The sequence below is a fragment of the Bacteroides propionicigenes genome (genome assembly GCF_018390535.1).
Classification (GTDB): Bacteria; Bacteroidota; Bacteroidia; order Bacteroidales; family Bacteroidaceae; genus Bacteroides; species Bacteroides propionicigenes.
This window is the reverse complement of sequence record NZ_JAHBBW010000005.1, coordinates 43257-63491: the sequence shown is the minus strand read 5'-3', so window position 1 is coordinate 63491 and position 20235 is coordinate 43257. Positions and strand designations below refer to the sequence as shown.

Sequence of the window (20235 nt, the reverse complement as noted above, 5' to 3'; positions counted from 1 at the left end):
TTAATCGTTAGTATTAATAATTTATTCTTTTACAACGCTTACATACAGCTTGAAATCGTCGAACTCAAGTTCCGTACTGTTTTCTACATCGTCTGCCAGCGTCAGTGAGGTTCCTAAAACCTGGTTGCGAATATAGTCATTATATTCATTTACCGCATCATCTGTTTGCGGATTTTTTGATAATGTAATCTTTATTTTATCCGTTATCTCAAAGCCGCTTGACTTGCGGATATTCTGGATGCGGTTCACCAATTCGCGGGCGATACCCTCGCGACGAAGTTCTTCGGTTATGGTAACTTCCAGAGCGACAGTCAGCTTACCTTCATTGGCAACCAGCCAGCCCGGAATATCTTCACTGAAGATTTCTACATCGGATGTTTCGATTACGGCTTCCGCACCGTCCAAGTTCAGTGTATAAGAACCGCTCTTTTCCAGTTCGGCGATGGCTTCCTGCGGCATTTCGGCAACGGCGGCGGCTACGGCTTTCATTTGCTTGCCGAATTTCGGGCCCAGTTTCTTGAAGTCGCACTTCACTTTCTTCACAAGTACCCCTGCCGCACCGTCCACAAACCGGATTTCCTTTACGTTCACCTCGTTCATGATAAGTGCTTTTACGGCTTCGATGTGGGCACGTTGCTCTTCGTCTACTACCGGAATCATGATGCACTGTAGCGGCTGGCGTACTTTGATGTTCACCTTGCGGCGCAAAGCCAATACCATAGAGGTAACGTCCTGTGCCATTTGCATACGTGCTTCCAGTTCCTTGTCTATCGCTTCTTCCTTGCATTCGGGGAATTTTGCCAAATGAACGGACACTACATTGTCACGTCCGGTTGCCGCTATCAGGTCCGAATAGAGCATATCGGCATAGAACGGGGCGATAGGCGCCATTAATTTGGATACGGTTTCCAGGCAGGTATAGAGTGTTTGGAAAGCGGACAGCTTATCTTGTGTCATGCCGCCACCCCAGAAACGTTTACGGTTCAGGCGGACATACCAGTTTGAAAGGTTGTCGTTCACAAAGTCCGAAATCAATCGTCCGGCTTTGGTCGGCTCGTATTCGTTGTAACAGTTGTCTACGTCTTTCACCAGCGTGTTCAGTACAGAGATAATCCAACGGTCTATTTCAGGACGTTCCGCCATCGGGACATCGGCTTCCTTGTATTCAAATCCGTCCACATTTGCATAGAGGGCGAAGAATGAATATGTATTATATAAGGTACCGAAGAACTTGCGGCGTACTTCTTCCACTCCGTCTACATCGAACTTCAGGTTGTCCCACGGAGAAGAATTGGTAATCATATACCAGCGCAAGGGGTCGGAACCGTATTTCTCGATAGTGGAGAACGGGTCTACGGCATTGCCCAAACGCTTGGACATCTTATTGCCGTTCTTGTCGAGTACCAGACCGTTTGAGATTACAGCCTTATAAGAGATACTGTCGAACACCATTGTGGCGATAGCGTGCAGGGTGAAGAACCAACCGCGTGTCTGGTCTACACCTTCTGCGATGAAATCGGCGGGATATACCTGATGGTTATCCAGCAATTCCTTATTTTCAAACGGATAGTGTATCTGTGCATACGGCATGGAACCGGAGTCGAACCATACGTCAATCAAGTCTGACTCGCGCTTCATGGGCTTGCCGTCTTTGGAAACGAGGATGATGTCATCCACGTAAGGACGGTGAAGGTCTATCTTATCATAGTTCTCCTGCGTGTACACACCCGGGCGGAAGTCTTTCTCCTTGTAAGGATTGGATGCCATCAGTCCGGCTGCAACGGATTTTTCTATCTCGTCGTAAAGCTCTTCTACGGACTCGATGCACTTCTCCTCATCACCGTCTTCCGTACGCCAGATGGGCAACGGAGTACCCCAGTAACGTGAACGGCTCAGATTCCAGTCGTTCAGGTTCTCCAGCCACTTGCCGAAACGTCCCGTACCGGTGCTTTCCGGTTTCCAGTTAATAGTCTTGTTCAGCTCCATCATACGCTCCTTGCAAGCGGTACTGCGGATAAACCAGCTATCCAACGGATAGTACAATACCGGCTTGTCCGTACGCCAACAATGCGGATAGTTGTGCACGTGCTTCTCTATCTTGAATGCCTGATTGGCTGCCTTCATCATCATACAGATGTAAATGTCGAGAGTCTCGGCAGCTTGTGCGGCTTTTTCATCGTATTTGCCGTCAACGGTAAACTGAGGGTCATAGGCGTTCTTCACCCAGCGACCCTGATATTCTTTGTAAGCATCTACATTGACGCATTCTTTTACGAACTTTTCATCCAGTTCGTCCAGTAAATAGAACTTACCGGTAAGGTCTACCATAGGACGGGTTTCACCGCGCTTGTTAATCATGAACAAGGAAGGGATACCTGCCGCACGGGCTACGAAAGCATCGTCCGCACCAAATGTCGGAGCAATGTGCACGATGCCCGTACCGTCTTCTGTGGTTACATAATCGCCAAGGATTACGCGAAAACCTTTGTCGCTGACGCTCCAATTGCCGTCATTATCCACATCTACCGGTTTCACCCACGGAATGAGTTGCTCATATTCCATCCCTACCAAATCAGGACCTTTATATTCGCCTACAACCTTGAATGGAATCAATTTGTCACCGGGCTTATAATCCTCTAATGCAAGTTCTTCCGCTTTTTTGTTGAAGTGAGTATAGAGTAGTGCTTTGGCAAGTACCACAGTCATTTTTTCACCCGTATATCCGTTATAGGTCTGCACGGCTACGTAGTCAATTTTCGGACCTACGCAAAGAGCGGTATTGGAAGGCAATGTCCAAGGAGTTGTAGTCCATGCCAAGAAATAAGGAGTACCCCACTCTGCCATTTCGGGCTTCGGGTTCTTCATCTTGAACTGTCCTACTACGGTTGTATCTTTTACATCGCGATAACAACCGGGTTGGTTCAACTCGTGAGAACTCAAACCGGTTCCAGCAGCCGGAGAATATGGCTGTATGGTATATCCTTTATAAAGAAGTCCTTTTTTATGAAGTTGCTTCAACAGCCACCACAGGGTTTCGATGTATCGGTTATCATAGGTAATATAAGGATTCTGCATATCCACCCAATAACCCATTTTGTGAGTAAGGTCTTCCCACTCTTTGGTGAACTTCATCACGTCCTTGCGGCAGGCGGCGTTATATTCGGCAACGGAGATAGTCTTACCGATATCTTCTTTGGTAATGCCGAGCGCTTTTTCCACACCCAGCTCCACCGGAAGCCCGTGTGTGTCCCAACCGGCTTTGCGCTTTACCAGGAAACCCTTCATGGTTTTGTAGCGGCAGAAAATATCCTTAATGGAGCGAGCCATTACATGGTGAATACCCGGCATACCGTTGGCCGAGGGAGGTCCTTCGAAAAACACGAAAGAAGGACAACCTTCACGTTCTGTCATACTCTTGGCGAAAACCTGGTTTTCGTCCCATTTCTTCAACACTTCCTTATTTACTTCCGAAAGGTCAAACTTTGAATATTCGGCAAACTTCTTACCCATCTTGATATTTACGATTTGACTATTTACGATTTACTACTCTTAGAGATAGTCCGAGGAGTCTTTTCAGCGCATCTGGAGCTATCCTCTTTGTTTTAAGGGTGCAAATTTACAAAAAAGTTAGAGAAAAGAGATTTTTGAGTAGATAATTTTAAAATGTGCTATTTATAAATATCCGTTTTAAACGTAGGTTATTCCATTATTATGACTATATTTGGAAAATTAGAGCGATACATTATAGATTTAAACAATATATCCATAGAAAAAATCTGTTGTTGTGTCTGTATGCTGCCACTATCTTTGCAACATAGGAAATCCTTATTATTAACTCTAAAATGGTATTTATGGAAAAAAAGAAATTAACAGCAGCCAACGGTCGTCCGATAGCAGACAACCAAAACAGTCAGACAGCAGGCCGGAGAGGTCCTATGGTATTACAGGACCCGTGGTTTTTGGAAAAACTAGCTCACTTTGACCGCGAGGTAATTCCCGAAAGACGTATGCATGCCAAAGGTTCCGGTGCTTATGGAACGTTTACTGTGACCCATGACATCACAAAGTATACCCGTGCGGCAATTTTTAGCGAAGTAGGAAAAAAAACAGAATGTTTCGTCCGTTTCTCAACAGTGGCAGGCGAAAGAGGTGCAGCAGACGCCGAACGCGATATTCGCGGGTTTGCCATGAAGTTTTATACGGAAGAAGGTAATTGGGATTTAGTAGGAAACAATACTCCGGTATTCTTTTTACGTGATCCGTTGAAATTTCCGGATTTGAATCATGCAGTGAAACGTGACCCGCGTACTAATATGCGCAGCGCCAATAACAACTGGGATTTTTGGACATTATTGCCCGAAGCTTTGCATCAGGTAACTATTACAATGAGCCCGCGGGGCATCCCCTACTCTTATCGTCACATGAACGGATACGGCAGTCATACATACAGCTTCATCAATGCAAATAATGAACGTATCTGGGTGAAATTCCACTTCAAAACCATGCAGGGTATTAAATGTCTGACCGACCAAGAGGCAGAATCAATCATCGCCAAAGATCGTGAATCACATCAAAGAGATTTGTATGAGAGCATTGAAAAAGGCGATTTCCCGAAGTGGAAACTTCAGATTCAGCTGATGACTGAAGAGGAAGCGGATAATTACCGCATAAATCCTTTTGACCTGACGAAAGTGTGGCCGCACAAAGACTTCCCGCTACAAGATGTAGGTATCTTGGAACTGAACCGTAATCCGGAAAACTACTTTGCGGAAGTGGAACAGGCTGCATTCAATCCTCAAAACATTGTAGAAGGCATAGGTTTTTCACCTGATAAGATGTTGCAGGGAAGATTATTCTCTTATGGAGATGCGCAACGTTATCGTCTGGGAGTAAATGCGGAACAAATTCCGGTAAACAAACCTCGCTGTCCGTTCCATGCGTTTCACCGCGACGGCGCTATGCGTGTAGATGGCAATTATGGTTCCGCCAAGGGATATGAGCCTAACAGCTATGGAGAATGGCAGGATTCACCGGAGAAGAAAGAACCGCCTTTGAAAGTGCATGGAGACATTTATAATTATAACGAACGTGAATACGATGATGACTATTACAGCCAACCGGGTGATTTGTTCCGACTGATGCCTGCAGGCGAACAACAGCTTTTGTTTGAGAATACGGCTCGTGCCATGGGAGATGCCGAGCTTTTCATCAAGCAACGCCACGTACGCAATTGCTACAAAGCAGACCCGGCGTATGGTACCGGAGTAGCATCCGCTTTGGGCATTGACTTGCAAGAGGCTTTGGCGAGTACCAGATAGGAAAAAGTTTGCCACCGATTATGCGGATTTACACAAAAGGATAATAACACAGAAACCGTATAAATCCGCATAACCGGTGGCAATTTTTCTTACTTCTTCATTTTCACTTCATACAAATCATTTCTGCGGTCTTTCAGGTTGCGAACGCTGCCATAGGTATGCAGTTCGTTCAATAAATCCAAATCCACATCAGACACAAGAATCATCTCCGTGTTCGGAGTGGCTTCGGCACGCTTTCCGTCGGTGGGGAAAGCAAAGTCGCAAGGAGTAAACACACCCGATTGGGCATATTGTATATCCATATTGTGTACACGGGGAAGATTACCCACACTACCCGCTATAACCACGAAACACTCATTCTCAATGGCACGGGCATGAGCGCACACCTTAACACGCGAATAGGCATTCTGCGTATCGGTAAGGAATGGAACAAATAATATTTGCATTCCTTGGTCCGCCATGATGCGTGAAAGTTCCGGAAACTCCACATCATAACATATCAGCACGCCTATTTTTGCACAGTCCGTGTCGAATGTTTGCAGAGATTTACCGCCGCTCAATCCCCAGCTTTTAATCTCATCGGGAGTGACGTGTATCTTCTCGTACATTTCGTATGTTCCGTCGCGACGGCAAAGGAATCCCACATTGTACAAGCGTCCGTCCTCTTCCTTAATGAGCGGCATACTGCCTGTAATGATATTGATGTTGTAACTGATGGCCAGCTTTACAAATCGTTCCCTGATTTCATCGGTATAAGCGGCAAGTCCGCGAATAGCTTCCGACTCTCCCTCATCATTGAATTTCGCCATTAACGGTGCATTGAAATACTCCGGAAAAAGTACAAAGTCGCTCTTATAGTCAGAAACGGCATCCACAAAGAATTCCACTTGTTCAAATAAATCATCCAATGTCTTATAAGTACGCATCTGCCATTGTACCAGACCGACACGCACTGTAGTTTTCGGACTTACATACTCCTGCGTAGGCGGTTGGTAATAAATATTATCCCACTGTAAGAGGCAGGCGTAATGCTTGGATTCCTCATCATTAGGGAGATAGTTGCGCATCACTTTACGTACATGGAAGTCGTTGCTCAACTGGAAAGTCAGTACCGGGTCATAAATTTCTTTCTGTCTTACTTTGTCGATATATTCTTTAGGACGTATCTGGTCGGCATACTTGTGGTAATTAGGAATACGTCCGCCAAACATGATGGCTTTCAGGTTCAGCGTTTCGCAGATTTCCTTACGGTATTCGTACATACGGCGTGCCAGACGCAATCCACGGTATTGAGGATGGATAAAGACTTCGATACCATAGAGAATATTACCTTTAGGGTTATGAGTATTAAACGTTTCCTTACCCGTAACCTGAGCATAGGTATGGTCATTCTTTACATCATCATAATTTACGATAATGGAGAGTGCACATCCCACTATCTTTTCATCCACTACCGTTACAATCTGTCCTTCAGGAAAGATACGAATCAGTTTTTCTATCTGTTTGTGTGTCCAGAATACATCACTTCCATCTGAATAAACACGTGTGAATGATTGTGCCAATTGATCGTAATCTTCTATTTGCAGATTACGTATTTGCACCTTATTGATTTTCATTTCGTCCATAATCTTTGTGTTCTACCTGAATTTAAACGATGCAAAGTTACGGTTTTACTGATACATTAAGCTTTGTAAAGTGTGATTTTTTTAAGAATAAAGGCTGCGCAGTTTAAAACAAACATTGCGCAGCCTTTATCTTTATTTAGAACGAAACTTTGATAAACTTACTTTCTGTTTTTCCAAAGTTTAGTCATATCTTCCAGAGTCTTGCCTTTCGTTTCGGGAACAAGCTTCCATACGAAAATGGCAGCTACCACACAGATAATGCCATAAAGAGCATATGCAAACATATGGCCGAACTTGTCTCCCATTTCTCCGAGACGCATATTGTACATCGGCAGGAAAGTAGACGAAACTATGAAGTTGAAAATCCATTGGAATGCCACTGCAATAGCCACTGCAGCACCACGAATGGTATTCGGGAAGATTTCAGCAATCAGTACCCAGCAGATGGGACCCCAGCTAAACATGAACGAAGCGCTATAAACCATAATGCTGATAACGGAAACTATTGCAGGAAGTCCTGTTACAATGTTGCAAAGCGCCACACCGAAAGCTCCTACAGCCATACCGATAGAACCGGAAATAAGCAACGGTTTACGCCCCCACTTCTCAACTGTAAATACAGCCAACAGGGTAAACAGAATGTTGACAACGCCCATAAGCACGGTCTGTACCATTGGATTAGCCATACCCATTGTCTCGAATATACGCGGAGCGAAATAAAGGACGGCATTGATACCGACAGCTTGCTGGAATACGCTCAGCATGATACCGATGAAGATAACCATCCAACCGTAAGTGAAAAGTCTTTCTGTTTTTTCTTCGGTAGTAGCTTTAATCTCGGCTAAGATAACTTTGGCTTGTGACGAACCATTGATACGGCTCAGTACGTTCAATGCTTTTTCGTCTTTACCGCACATAGCAAGATAGCGTGGCGTTTCAGGAACTAATAATACCAATAAAGCAAACAACCCTGCTGGAACAGCCTCACTGACAAACATCAAACGCCAGCCTGTTTCCGTAGTCCATGCAGCAGCTTCCGGATTCATTATCTGATTGACCCCGTTAACCAAGTCTATTACAGGATTTGCATGACTGCCCAAAATCAGGAAATTCACAAAATAAACGACTAACTGACCGAAGATAATAGCGAATTGGTTCCATGAAACCAATGTTCCGCGAATGTTACTTGGAGCAATTTCTGCAATGTACATCGGACAGATAGCAGATGCCAATCCTACACCCACGCCACCTAAAACCCGGTAGAAGTTGAATGCAACTAAAAGAGAATAAGAAGGAACACCATGCTCAAAAAACAGGAATTCCGGGTAGTATGAGCCCAATGCTGATAAAAAGAACAGAATACCAGCTAAAAAGAGAGAATTTTTGCGACCTAATCTGGAAGCAAAAAAACCGGAGACGGCACTACCTATGATACAACCTATCAATGCGCTGGATGATGTAATGCCGTGTATTGCATCTGTGTATTCAAAATCGGCTCCCATGAAGAAAGCTTGAAGTCCTTTCTCGGCTCCGGAAATAACCGCTGTATCATAACCGAAAAGTAGACCGCCTATGACAGCCACAAGTACAATAGAGAAGAGGTAGATCTTGCTACCTTTTTCTGTATAATTCATGATATAATTAGATTAGGAATTAATAACAAATTACGAACTACAAATTATGGGCTACCGGCAGCGGTGATGCAAAATGTTGCAGAACCGCTATTCCGATAGTTGATAATTTGTAATTCGTAATTAATTAAAATCAGCAATACATATTTACGATTGCCTCGTACAATTCTTGTTTACCGCTGGTTTGTTTAGGTTCGCCATTAGCTTTTGCGTAAGCTACGACATCTTCCAAAGTCAGCTTGCCTTCTTCAAATTCTTTACCCTTACCGCTGTCAAAGGAAGCGTAACGGTCAGCAAGCATTTTCTTGTAAGGAGATTCTTCAAGCAGTTTGGCTGCGCTTTCCAAAGCACGTGCCATTGCATCCATGCCGGCAATGTGAGCGATGAAGATATCTTCAAGGTCTGTAGAGTTACGGCGAGTCTTGGCATCGAAGTTAGTACCGCCGTTGCCCAAACCGTCGTTGCGGATAATCTGCATCATGGCTTGTGTCAATTCGTAGTTGTCGATAGGGAATTGGTCTGTATCCCAACCGTTCTGGTAGTCACCACGGTTAGCATCGATAGAGCCCAACATACCGTTATCCACAGCAACTGCAAGTTCATGCTCGAATGTATGACCTGCCAATGTAGCATGATTTACTTCGATATTTACCTTGAAGTCCTTATCCAGGTTGTGAGCTTTCAGGAAGCCGATTACAGTTTCAGTATCTACATCATATTGATGTTTGGAAGGTTCCATCGGTTTCGGTTCAATCAAGAATGTACCTTTGAAGCCACGTGCACGAGCATAGTCGCGTGCCAAAGTCAACATTTGTGCAAGATGTTCTTTTTCACGTTTTTGGTCAGTGTTCAGCAGAGACATATAGCCTTCGCGTCCGCCCCAGAATACATAATTTGAACCACCCAGCTCGATTGTTGCGTCGATAGCGTTCTTGATTTGAACGGCAGCGCGAGCTACAACGTCAAAGTCAGGATTGGTAGCAGCACCGTTCATATAACGTGCGTGACCGAATACATTGGCAGTACCCCACAACAGTTTGATACCGGTTTCAGCTTGTTTTTGTTTAGCATAAGCAACGATAGCTTTCAGATTTGCTTCGTATTCTTCGATAGTAGCGGCTTCTTCGCAAAGGTCTACATCGTGGAAGCAGTAATACTCGATACCCATTTTCTGCATGAATTCGAAACCTGCATCCATTTTATTCTTGGCAGCCTGTACTTTGTCAGCATCACCATTCCAAGGGAAGTGCTTTGTACCGCCACCAAACTGGTCGCCACCTTCTGCGCAGAGAGTGTGCCACCATGCCATAGCAAACTTCAACCAGTCTTTCATTTTTTTACCCATGATAACTTTCTCTGCATCGTAGTAGCGGAATGCCATCGGGTTCATACTCTCTTTACCTTCGAATTTAATCTTTCCTATTCCGGGAAAATACTCTTTTGTTGCCATAATTCTAATTGTTTTAAAGGGTTAATATTACTATTTGATTATTTGTTATTTCATGTTTATATCCAGACAATGTTTCCAACGTGCGTATGCGTCGGCATATGCTTGGCGGTCAGCTTGTTTCGGTTCTATGATTTCCAGTTTTTCAAGTGTGGCGAAGGCTTCATTATTATCTTTGTAGATACCTGCACCTATACCTGCACCTTTGGCTGCACCTACCGAACCGTCAGTGTCGTAAAGTTCGATTACGGCTCCTGTCACACCTGCCAGCGTTTCGCGGAACAGCGGGCTGAGGAACATATTGGCTTTACCTGCGTGGATTTTTTGTACCGGAATACCCATTTGCTCCATAATATCGATGCCATATTTAAAGGAAAATACAATACCTTCCTGTGCGGCACGAATAATGTGCTGTTTGCCATGTTGGTTGAAGTTCACGCCCTGGATGGAGCAACCTATTTCTTTATTCTCCAACATACGCTCCGCACCGTTGCCGAAGGGCAGAATGCTGATACCGGCACTTCCGATAGGAGCCTGAGCGGCAAGCACATTCATATCGCTGTAAGAAATGCCTTCGGGAGCAACGGTACGTTTTACCCATGAGTTAAGGATACCTGTACCATTGATGCACAAGAGCACTCCCAAACGGGTTTGTTCTGTTGTATGGTTAACGTGTGCAAAAGTGTTGACACGTGATTTCGGATCATAATTCACTTCACCGTTCACACCGTAAACCACTCCCGATGTACCTGCAGTAGATGCTATTTCACCCGGGTTGAATACATTCAGCGACAGTGCATTATTGGGTTGGTCGCCGGCGCGATATGTAATAGGCGTACCCTCTTTCAAGCCTAATTCTTGGGCAGCGGCGGCATTAACACGTCCCTGTTCGGAGAAAGTCGGTTTAATGTCAGCTATCAATGAATGGTCGAAACCATAATATTTCATCAAGAAGTCCGCCACCTGATTATTCTTGAAATCCCAGAACATACCTTCCGACAAGCCTGATACGGTAGTGCAGATTGTGCCGCTCAACTTCATGGCAATGTAATCGCCCGGCAACATAATCTTGTATATTTTCTCGTAGACAGACGGTTCATTTTCCTTAATCCAAGCAAGTTTGGACGCTGTGAAATTACCCGGAGAATTCAGTAAATGAGAAAGACACATCTCTTCTCCTAATGTTTCAAAAGCCTTTTGTCCATAGGGTACGGCTCTGGAATCACACCAGATGATTGCCGGACGCAGTACATTTTGTTCTTTGTCCACACACACCAATCCATGCATTTGGTAAGATATACCAATAGCTTTGATGTCTGCTGCATCTACACGGGATTCAGTCAATACGGCTTGTGTCGCCAGTTTTAAGTTTTCCCACCAGTTTTCCGGATTTTGTTCTGCCCAACCCGGTTTTACGGCAATAATTTCTGCTTCTGTTTTCGGGAAAAATGCAGAAGATACACATTTGCCGCTTTCTGCGTTTACCAAACTCGCTTTTACGGACGAGCTGCCGATGTCATAACCTAATAAATACATATTGAATTAAAAATTAAAGGTATTACTATTCCTATTCACCTGCCACTTTATCACCCTATCGCTGTTTCATCGCCTCACCTTATTATATATCTTTTTATCAAAGCGATAATACCGTGCTGCGCGATGGGCAACACCCTGTTGCTTTTCTTCCAAAGGAACCACATACTCCATAAGGGCTATCTTTTTGTGGAAATTGCGTACATCAATCTGTTTGCCGTACAGCAGTTCATATAAAGTCCGGAGTTGAGACGCGGTAAACTTACGCGGTAACAAATCAAACAACGACGATGGATTAAACTCTATATATTGGCGGATATAAGTTATTGCTTCTTTTATGATAAGGTTGTGGTCAAATGCCAACGCTTTAATATCCGGTAAAGCTACCCAGCTCGCCATATAGTCATCCAAGTTACGATTCAGAGTGCGGTCTATCTTTACCAATGAAAGGTATGCAATGGTCACAATACGTTCCACTTTGGACTGCATGGCACGTTCCAGCCAATGTACGTCTTTGGGATCTTTTGTGCGGTTTTTGGAACCGAAAGCCTTGAATTGCATCAAATTTACATTTTTGAGTCCGGTCAATTCATTCAACACCCGTTGGGCGGCTTCATCCAAATCTTCATCCATATAAATCAAGCTGCCGGGAAGTTTCATATCGTGAAAGATTTCGCCTTCCTCCTCTCCTGCCCGTTTTACCAGCAGGACCTTCAGTTGTTCTCCGTCAAAACCGATCACTACACAATCTACGGAAATATGATTGTTTGCCAAAGGCATATTATGTTCCATGTTTTGCATAATATTTATGTTTAACGGCTGCAAATATAATGAGGTTTTTCTAATTCGCAATAGAGAAAAAGAATATTTTTACTATGTTATAAAGCATTATTTTACAGATGAATACATATCATACATTTTACAATATCATTTTATATTGTTATCATATAAAATACAATATGTAGATTTAGGTTATCATCGCCGGGTGTAATTGTAATATGTACAATAACCGTAAAGTGCTTAATTTATAAGGATTTTACTATATCTCAATCTGCCTTTCGGGAACACTACATATTGTATTGCAGGCTGTATGTAAAAAAAGTTCATTGCACAAAAAACGCCCATTTGTGCGGTGGTTATCAGAAAAACCTATACCTTTGCACCACTTTTTTAATTAAACACTAAAAATAAGTAAATATGAAAGCATTTGTATTTCCGGGTCAAGGTGCCCAGTTCGTAGGAATGGGAAAAGACTTGTACGAAAACTCGGCTTTAGCCAAAGAACTTTTTGAGAAAGCAAATGATATCCTCGGGTATCGTATTACAGATATTATGTTCAACGGTACGGACGAAGATTTGCGTCAAACCAAAGTAACACAACCTGCCGTATTCCTTCATTCCGTTATCTCCGCACTCTGCATGGGTGATGATTTCAAACCTGAAATGACTGCCGGTCACTCTCTCGGCGAGTTCTCCGCATTGGTTGCCGCCGGTGCATTGAGCTTTGAAGACGGTTTGAAATTGGTATATGCCCGCGCCATGGCTATGCAGAAGGCCTGCGAGGCACAGCCTTCCACTATGGCTGCCATCATTGCTTTGCCGGATGAAAAAGTTGAGGAAATCTGCGCACAGGTAAGCGCGGAAGGCGAAGTTTGTGTAGCTGCCAATTATAACTGCCCGGGACAGATTGTAATCTCCGGTTCTATCGAAGGCATCAACAAGGCTTGTGAGTTGATGAAAGCCGCCGGTGCAAAGCGCGCTTTGCCTTTGAAGGTAGGCGGTGCATTCCACTCTCCGCTGATGAATCCCGCTAAAGTCGAGTTGGAGGCAGCTATCAACGCTACTGAAATCCACACTCCGAAGTGTCCTGTCTATCAGAATGTAGATGCTCTGCCCCACACAGACCCGGCTGAAATCAAGAAGAACCTTGTTGCCCAGCTGACAGCTTCCGTACGCTGGACCCAAACCGTGAAGAACATGATTGCCGATGGCGCTACAGACTTTACCGAATGTGGCCCGGGCGCAGTTCTGCAAGGACTTATCAAGAAGATTGATGCCGGTGCAACAGCCCATGGCATAGCATAATCCATAGAAGTTTTTTTCGGTTGAACCTGATTTAGTATATGACAAGCTTGTCTTTGTCTTATACTGAATCAGGTTCAATCATTATATATAATGTATTCGCCTTCCGATGTATTTTCTTTCCCTCTGCTTTAAGAAAAAAATCCCTCCTTTTGTTTTTTATATCTTATTTTCCTTTACCTTTGCCGCTGTAAAGACAAAGGGGTGCCCCGACGGGCTGAGATTATACCCTCGAACCTGATGCAGTTAGTACTGCCGTAGGAATTGGATATTTTTTCTTCACAGAACTTACCTTAACGGTACTTCTTTGTATTTACTTCCATTGTTTTACTTAACAGAAACAAAACATGAAAGTATTAATCAACAACAAAGAAGTGGAAACCGATGCCGCTACCCTTTCGCAATTGACAAACGACCTTTCCTTGCCGGCGCAAGGTATTGCCGTTGCCGTAAACAACCGCATGATTCCACGTGCGGAGTGGACGGATTATGCCCTGTCCGAAGGTATATCCATTGTTATAATAAAAGCTGCCTGCGGCGGATGAGACTATGAAATCAGTTCAGTTCATTACACACTACACCGAGAAGTATTCCTACCTCGATTCCGCCCGCATGGCTTTGGAGGGTGGCTGCCGGTGGATACAGCTGCGCATGAAAGATGCCGGGAAAGAAGACATACTGCCCGTAGCGGCGGAAATAAGGAAGCTATGCAATGATTGCGGCGCTATCTTCATCATTGACGACCACGTGGAACTGGTCAAGGAAATCGGTGCAGACGGCGTACACCTCGGCAAGAACGATATGCCCGTTGCCGAAGCACGGCGCATACTTGGCAGCGAATATATCATAGGCGGCACAGCCAACACATACGAAGACGTAAAGAAGCATTGGCTCGACGGAGTAAACTACATCGGTTGCGGACCGTTCAGATACACTGCAACCAAACAGAAGCTCAGCCCCATACTGGGTTTGGAAGGATATAAAGAGATTATCCGCCGGATGCGGGCGGAGAATATCAGCCTTCCTGTCGTCGCTATCGGCGGAATTACTTTCGCCGACATTCCGTCTGTCATGCAGACAGGCGTCACGGGCATCGCCCTTTCGGGTACTGTGCTGCGGGCGGAGCATCCGGCAGAAGAGATGCGAAGGATTCTTGCGGAAATCAATCAAACAGACGGAAATCAATCAAACAAACCAATATTGAGATAAGTAAGTGCTGAAATTTAATTTATATCAGGAACATCTGTCATTCAGAGCGCAGCGAAGAATCTATTCTCTGTGCATACATCAAGAGAAGAGATTCTTCGCTGCGCTCTGAATGACAGATAGTATAGGTTAATTAAGCAAATTCACTTAACAAATAAAATGATATGGAGAAATTAATTATTGCGGGACGTGAATTCAGCTCCCGCCTGTTTTTGGGAACGGGAAAATTCAATTCCAATGAAATCATGGAGCAATCCATTCTGGCATCCGGTACAGAGATGGTAACGGTGGCCATGAAGCGTATAGAACTGGAGAACAAGGAAGATGATATGCTGAAACATATCCGTCATCCACACATCCAGCTTCTGCCCAACACTTCCGGCGTGCGCAATGCCGAGGAAGCCGTATTTGCCGCACAAATGGCGCGCGAAGCATTCGGAACCAACTGGCTGAAACTGGAAATTCACCCCGACCCGCGTTATCTTCTTCCCGACTCCATCGAGACCCTGAAAGCTACGGAAGAGTTGGTAAAACTGGGCTTCATAGTCCTTCCTTATTGTCAGGCAGACCCTACGCTTTGCAAACGTCTGGAAGAAGCCGGAGCCGCCACCGTCATGCCGCTGGGTGCGCCCATCGGTACAAACAAAGGGTTGCAGACACGCGATTTCCTGCGGATTATCATCGAACAAGCCACCATCCCCGTAGTGGTGGATGCGGGCATCGGTGCTCCCAGCCATGCCGCCGAAGCAATGGAGATGGGCGCTTCCGCCTGTCTGGTCAATACGGCCATTGCCGTAGCGGGCAATCCCGTGGCGATGGCAGAAGCCTTCAGACAAGCCGTAGAAGCCGGACGTATGGCTTACGAAGCCGGCTTGGGATTGCAGGCGGACAACTTTGTTGCCGAAGCCAGTTCACCATTGACTTCTTTTCTGAACGAATAAGAGCCGATTATTTGACAAATAAGCCTTTTTGGTTACTTTTTATGAACAGGAGTAAAAAACGCTTTCCCGACTGTTGCTGGCGGAGAAGGACAGAATTAGTAAAACATTCCCGAAGATTTAGTAAATCTCTCCCTAAGTTTTAGTAAATCTTCTCCGGAGTTTTAGTAAAAAGGAAAAAGGCATTTCGAGACGTCACAAAACAAGAAAAGAAAAATACATACTCAAATCGTATCTGACATGAAACCAAGAATAAAATTTCCCCGTTCAGAGAAAGTGTACCTGCCGGGAACCATATATCCGGAACTCCGTGTGGCTATGCGCAAAGTAGAGCAAGTGCCCAGTACAACTTTTGCAGGAGAAGAAAAAGTCATTACTCCCAATCCGGATGTTTACATTTACGACACCAGCGGTCCGTTCAGCGACCCCAACATAGAGATTGACCTTAAGAAAGGATTGCCCCGCCTGCGCGAGCCGTGGATTTTGCGGCGCGACGATGTGGAGCAATTGCCGGAGATTACTTCGGAATACGGTCGTATGCGCCGTGACGACAAGTCGCTCGACCATCTGCGCTTCGAGCATATCTCACTGCCCTACCGCGCCAAACAAGGAAAATGTTGCACGCAGATGTATTACGCCAAGCAAGGCATCATCACTCCCGAAATGGAATATGTGGCAATTCGCGAAAACATGAATTGCGCCGAATTGGGAATAGAAACGCATATCACTCCCGAATTTGTCCGTCGGGAAATAGCGGAAGGGCGTGCTTTGCTGCCCGCCAACATCAACCATCCCGAAGCCGAACCGATGATTATCGGCCGCAACTTCCTTGTAAAAATCAATACGAACATCGGTAACTCCGCCACCACTTCAAGCATCGACGAAGAAGTGGAGAAAGCCCTTTGGAGCTGCAAATGGGGCGGTGACACTTTAATGGACCTGTCTACCGGAGAAAACATCCACGAGACGCGCGAATGGATTATCCGCAACTGTCCGGTTCCCGTAGGCACAGTGCCCATCTATCAGGCGTTGGAGAAGGTGAACGGCAAAGTGGAGGAACTTACTTGGGAACTTTATCGGGACACTTTGATTGAACAATGCGAGCAAGGTGTGGACTACTTCACCATACACGCAGGCATCCGCCGCCACAACGTGCACTTGGCGGATAAACGTTTGTGCGGCATCGTGAGCCGCGGCGGAAGCATCATGAGCAAATGGTGCCTGGTGCACGACCGCGAGAGTTTCCTGTACGAACATTTCGACGACATCTGCGACATATTGGCGCAATACGATGTAGCCGTTTCCTTGGGCGACGGCCTGCGTCCCGGTTCTACGTACGACGCCAATGACGAAGCGCAATTTGCCGAACTCGACACCATGGGCGAACTTGTACTCCGTGCCTGGGACAAGAATGTGCAGGCTTTCATCGAAGGTCCCGGACACGTGCCCATGCACAAGATTAAGGAGAATATGGAACGCCAGATAGAGAAGTGCCACAATGCGCCGTTCTACACGCTCGGCCCGTTGGTTACGGATATTGCTCCGGGGTACGACCACATCACTTCTGCCATCGGTGCGGCGCAAATCGGTTGGCTGGGTACGGCAATGTTGTGCTACGTTACACCGAAAGAGCACCTTGCATTGCCCGATAAAGAAGATGTACGCGTGGGTGTCATTACTTATAAGATAGCCGCCCATGCCGCCGACCTTGCCAAAGGACATCCCGGTGCGCAAGTACGCGATAATGCCTTGAGCAAGGCACGCTACGAGTTCCGCTGGAAAGACCAGTTCGACCTCTCGCTCGACCCGGAACGCGCACAGACCTATTTCCGGGCAGGACACCACGTCGACGGAGAATACTGCACCATGTGCGGACCGAACTTCTGCGCAATGCGGTTGTCGAGAGAATTAAAGAAAAAAGAGTGATTCTTAAAATAGGATTATATGTTTTCAGACGAATTAGAAAAAATATCATGGGAAGAGACGACCGACCGCATCAACTCCAAAACAGATGCGGACGTACGTCGTGCCCTTTCCAAAGAACATTGTGATGTAGAGGACTTTATGGCGCTCATCTCACCGGCAGCCGTCCCCTATTTGGAGACAATGGCACGTTTAAGCAAGAAATATACGGAAGAGCGTTTCGGAAAAACGATTTCCATGTTTGTGCCGTTGTATATTACGAACTCCTGCACCAACTCGTGCGTGTACTGCGGTTTCCACATCAGCAATCCCATGCCCCGCACCATCTTGACGGAAGAGGAAATAGTGAACGAATACAAGGCTATCAAAAAGCTCGCTCCTTTTGAGAACCTGTTGCTGGTTACGGGCGAAAATCCGGCTAAGGCGGGCGTTCCGTACATAGCCCGCGCACTCGACTTGGCAAAGCCTTATTTCAGTAACCTGAAGATTGAGGTAATGCCCCTGAAAGCCGAAGAGTATGCCGAGCTGAAAGAACATGGCATGAACGGCGTCATTTGCTTTCAGGAAACCTACCATAAGGCAAACTACAACATCTATCATCCGCGCGGCATGAAGTCCAAATTTGAATGGCGTGTCAACGGCTTTGACCGTATGGGACAGGCGGGCGTGCATTCCATCGGCATGGGAGTGCTTATCGGCTTGGAGAAAGAGTGGAGAACCGATATCTGCATGATGGCATACCACCTGCGCTATCTCCAGAAGCACTACTGGAAAACAAAGTATAGCGTCAACTTCCCGCGTATGCGCCCCTCGGAAAACGGCGGCTTCCAACCCAACGTAATTATGAGCGACCGCGAACTGGCGCAAGTTACATTTGCCATGCGGATATTCGACCATGATGTGGATATATCCTACTCTACCCGCGAACCGGCTTTCATACGCGACCACATGGCAACTCTGGGAGTTACCACCATGAGCGCGGAAAGCAAGACTGAACCGGGTGGATATTACAGCTATCCGCAAACTCTGGAGCAATTCCACGTCAGCGATGAACGCAAGGCCGTAGAAGTAGACAAAGCCTTGAAGAATTTGGGACGCGAGCCCGTATGGAAAGACTGGGATGCCAGTTTCGACCTGAAACGGGTATAGTCTCTCTTCATATATCTTATATATCTCTCAACATGACCCGATACAGCAGACAAATCTCCCTTCCCGAAATAGGAGAAGACGGACAGGAAAAACTGCATAAGGCAAGAGTTCTGATAGTAGGCGTAGGCGGACTGGGTTCCCCTATCGCCCTCTATCTTGCAGGTGCAGGAGTTGGTACAATAGGCTTGGCGGATGCTGACACAGTCAGTATCAGCAACCTGCAACGCCAGATATTGTATGCAGAGAACGAAGTGGGACAGCCTAAGGTACATTGCGCCGCCCGAAAGCTACAGGCTTTGAACAGTGACGTAAAGGTGCACACCTATCCTTTCCGCCTCAATCAGGAGAATGTCCGCCGCCTGATTACCGAATATGACATCATTGTGGACGGATGCGATAACTTCTCTACCCGCTATCTGATTAGTGATAGTTGCAGCGCACTGAACAAGCCCTATGTATACGGCGCCATTCAGGGATTTGAAGGCCAAGTCTCCGTATTCTGTTACGGCGAGCGACCCAAGACATACAGGGATTTGTTTCCCGACGAAACCGCGACACTGCAAATGCCCGCTCCCGACAACTCGGTCGTAGGTGTTACCCCCGCCATTGTGGGCAGCGTGGAAGCAAGTGAAACGCTGAAGCTCATCTGCGGCTACGGCGAGGTCTTGGCAGGAAAATTATGGACTGTGGATTTAAGAACCATGCAATCGTTCGTTCTTCTACTGTAAAAACGAACGATTTGCCCTTCATTTAGTAAATGTGCATAAAAACAATACCCCGAAAAGTATGAAACTGATAACGATTACCCTACCTGTATTCTTTGAAGAAGAAGCCGAAGCAATCACTTCCCTGTTCGATGCAGGGCTTGAGATTCTGCATCTTCGGAAACCCGGCGCTTCGTATGAAGATATGGAAAATTTATTGAACAGGCTCCCGACGGAATATCTGGAACGTATCGTCACTCACGAGCATTTCCAACTGGCGTCTTACCGAAATCTGAAAGGCATTCATCTGAATGGACGCAACCCGATAGCGCCGGCAGGCTTTACCGGACACATCAGTCGTTCCTGTCATTCATTGGAAGAAGTCTCAAAATACAAAACAACCTGCGATTACGTATTCCTCAGCCCCATATACGACAGTATTTCCAAAGAGGGATATTCCTCTGCCTATACTTCCGACACCCTGCAAAAGGCGCGGCAAGCGGGCATTATAGATGCTAAAGTAATGGCATTGGGCGGCGTCACGGCAGAACGCTTTTCTGAAATCAGTTCATCAGGTTTCGGCGGTGCGGTTCTTTTGGGAGATATATGGAATCGGACAGGAGCGGATTTTATCAATCATTTCAAAGAGTTAACTCGTTCTGCATCTCTGTTTTAATCA

15 protein-coding genes and 1 riboswitch are annotated in these 20235 nt (G+C 45.8%); of the genes, 9 read left to right on the top strand and 6 right to left on the bottom strand.

Annotated features, from left to right (window positions below; genetic code table 11):
* Positions 1-21: 21 nt before the first annotated feature.
* Positions 22-3510: an isoleucine--tRNA ligase gene (ileS, locus tag KG118_RS08630; RefSeq protein WP_117710229.1), complete on the bottom strand. Its 3489-nt coding sequence runs from the start codon at positions 3508-3510 to the stop codon at positions 22-24.
* A gap of 341 nt (positions 3511-3851) precedes the next feature.
* Here ileS and KG118_RS08625 point away from each other — a divergent pair, with 341 nt between their 5' ends.
* Positions 3852-5318, top strand: coding sequence for a catalase (locus KG118_RS08625; RefSeq protein ID WP_117710571.1), 1467 nt, complete (start codon positions 3852-3854; stop codon positions 5316-5318).
* 89 nt (positions 5319-5407) lie between these two features.
* Here KG118_RS08625 and KG118_RS08620 read toward each other — a convergent pair whose 3' ends face one another.
* From KG118_RS08620 to KG118_RS08600, 5 genes are all read right to left on the bottom strand, one after another.
* Positions 5408-6943: a carbon-nitrogen hydrolase family protein gene (locus tag KG118_RS08620; protein WP_117710230.1), complete on the bottom strand. Its 1536-nt coding sequence runs from the start codon at positions 6941-6943 to the stop codon at positions 5408-5410.
* Positions 6944-7101: 158 nt separating this feature from the next.
* The gene (xylE, locus tag KG118_RS08615) at positions 7102-8577 is read right to left on the bottom strand and encodes a D-xylose transporter XylE (protein ID WP_117710231.1); all 1476 of its coding nucleotides are present in this window, start codon (positions 8575-8577) and stop codon (positions 7102-7104) included.
* Positions 8578-8707: 130 nt separating this feature from the next.
* Positions 8708-10024, bottom strand: coding sequence for a xylose isomerase (gene xylA, locus KG118_RS08610; RefSeq protein WP_117710232.1), 1317 nt, complete (start codon positions 10022-10024; stop codon positions 8708-8710).
* A 45-nt stretch (positions 10025-10069) separates the two neighbouring features.
* Positions 10070-11557, bottom strand: coding sequence for a xylulokinase (locus KG118_RS08605; protein ID WP_117710233.1), 1488 nt, complete (start codon positions 11555-11557; stop codon positions 10070-10072).
* Between the two features lie 66 nt (positions 11558-11623).
* A complete protein-coding gene (locus KG118_RS08600) occupies positions 11624-12355 on the bottom strand; it encodes an NUDIX hydrolase (protein WP_117710234.1) in 732 nt (243 codons plus the stop codon).
* 396 nt (positions 12356-12751) lie between these two features.
* Between KG118_RS08600 and fabD the strand changes: the two genes are divergently transcribed.
* From fabD to KG118_RS08560, 8 genes are all read left to right on the top strand, one after another.
* Positions 12752-13639 (top strand): ACP S-malonyltransferase, encoded by an 888-nt coding sequence (fabD, locus tag KG118_RS08595; RefSeq protein WP_117710235.1) that lies wholly within the window; start codon positions 12752-12754, stop codon positions 13637-13639.
* 187 nt (positions 13640-13826) lie between these two features.
* Positions 13827-13917: riboswitch (TPP riboswitch) on the top strand.
* Positions 13918-13983: 66 nt separating this feature from the next.
* A complete protein-coding gene (thiS, locus tag KG118_RS08590) occupies positions 13984-14181 on the top strand; it encodes a sulfur carrier protein ThiS (RefSeq protein WP_117710236.1) in 198 nt (65 codons plus the stop codon).
* A gap of 4 nt (positions 14182-14185) precedes the next feature.
* Positions 14186-14845 carry a thiamine phosphate synthase gene (locus KG118_RS08585; RefSeq protein WP_117710237.1) on the top strand — a complete coding sequence of 220 codons (660 nt, stop codon included), beginning with the start codon at positions 14186-14188 and terminating at the stop codon, positions 14843-14845.
* 161 nt (positions 14846-15006) lie between these two features.
* Entirely contained in the window at positions 15007-15783 is a 777-nt protein-coding gene (locus KG118_RS08580) for a thiazole synthase (RefSeq protein ID WP_117710238.1), read from the top strand.
* Between the two features lie 237 nt (positions 15784-16020).
* Positions 16021-17706: a phosphomethylpyrimidine synthase ThiC gene (thiC, locus tag KG118_RS08575; protein WP_117710239.1), complete on the top strand. Its 1686-nt coding sequence runs from the start codon at positions 16021-16023 to the stop codon at positions 17704-17706.
* An 18-nt stretch (positions 17707-17724) separates the two neighbouring features.
* On the top strand, positions 17725-18852 hold the full coding sequence (thiH, locus tag KG118_RS08570; RefSeq protein ID WP_117710240.1) for a 2-iminoacetate synthase ThiH: 1128 nt from the start codon (positions 17725-17727) through the stop codon (positions 18850-18852).
* 32 nt (positions 18853-18884) lie between these two features.
* Positions 18885-19580 carry a HesA/MoeB/ThiF family protein gene (locus KG118_RS08565; protein ID WP_117710241.1) on the top strand — a complete coding sequence of 232 codons (696 nt, stop codon included), beginning with the start codon at positions 18885-18887 and terminating at the stop codon, positions 19578-19580.
* A gap of 58 nt (positions 19581-19638) precedes the next feature.
* On the top strand, positions 19639-20232 hold the full coding sequence (locus KG118_RS08560) for a thiamine phosphate synthase (protein ID WP_117710573.1): 594 nt from the start codon (positions 19639-19641) through the stop codon (positions 20230-20232).
* Positions 20233-20235 lie beyond the last annotated feature (3 nt).

Excerpts from the sequence above, each read along its gene's own strand:
- KG118_RS08560 (WP_117710573.1), top strand. The coding sequence starts at position 19,639 with ATGAAACTGATAACGATTACCCTACCTGTATTCTTTGAAGAAGAAGCC.
- xylA (WP_117710232.1), bottom strand. The coding sequence starts at position 10,024 with ATGGCAACAAAAGAGTATTTTCCCGGAATAGGAAAGATTAAATTCGAA.
- fabD (WP_117710235.1), top strand. The coding sequence starts at position 12,752 with ATGAAAGCATTTGTATTTCCGGGTCAAGGTGCCCAGTTCGTAGGAATG.
- thiH (WP_117710240.1), top strand. The coding sequence starts at position 17,725 with ATGTTTTCAGACGAATTAGAAAAAATATCATGGGAAGAGACGACCGAC.
- KG118_RS08565 (WP_117710241.1), top strand. The coding sequence starts at position 18,885 with ATGACCCGATACAGCAGACAAATCTCCCTTCCCGAAATAGGAGAAGAC.
- ileS (WP_117710229.1), bottom strand. The coding sequence starts at position 3,510 with ATGGGTAAGAAGTTTGCCGAATATTCAAAGTTTGACCTTTCGGAAGTA.
- KG118_RS08585 (WP_117710237.1), top strand. The coding sequence starts at position 14,186 with ATGAAATCAGTTCAGTTCATTACACACTACACCGAGAAGTATTCCTAC.
- KG118_RS08625 (WP_117710571.1), top strand. The coding sequence starts at position 3,852 with ATGGAAAAAAAGAAATTAACAGCAGCCAACGGTCGTCCGATAGCAGAC.
- thiS (WP_117710236.1), top strand. The coding sequence starts at position 13,984 with ATGAAAGTATTAATCAACAACAAAGAAGTGGAAACCGATGCCGCTACC.
- KG118_RS08600 (WP_117710234.1), bottom strand. The coding sequence starts at position 12,355 with ATGCAAAACATGGAACATAATATGCCTTTGGCAAACAATCATATTTCC.
- KG118_RS08620 (WP_117710230.1), bottom strand. The coding sequence starts at position 6,943 with ATGGACGAAATGAAAATCAATAAGGTGCAAATACGTAATCTGCAAATA.
- thiC (WP_117710239.1), top strand. The coding sequence starts at position 16,021 with ATGAAACCAAGAATAAAATTTCCCCGTTCAGAGAAAGTGTACCTGCCG.
- xylE (WP_117710231.1), bottom strand. The coding sequence starts at position 8,577 with ATGAATTATACAGAAAAAGGTAGCAAGATCTACCTCTTCTCTATTGTA.
- KG118_RS08605 (WP_117710233.1), bottom strand. The coding sequence starts at position 11,557 with ATGTATTTATTAGGTTATGACATCGGCAGCTCGTCCGTAAAAGCGAGT.
- KG118_RS08580 (WP_117710238.1), top strand. The coding sequence starts at position 15,007 with ATGGAGAAATTAATTATTGCGGGACGTGAATTCAGCTCCCGCCTGTTT.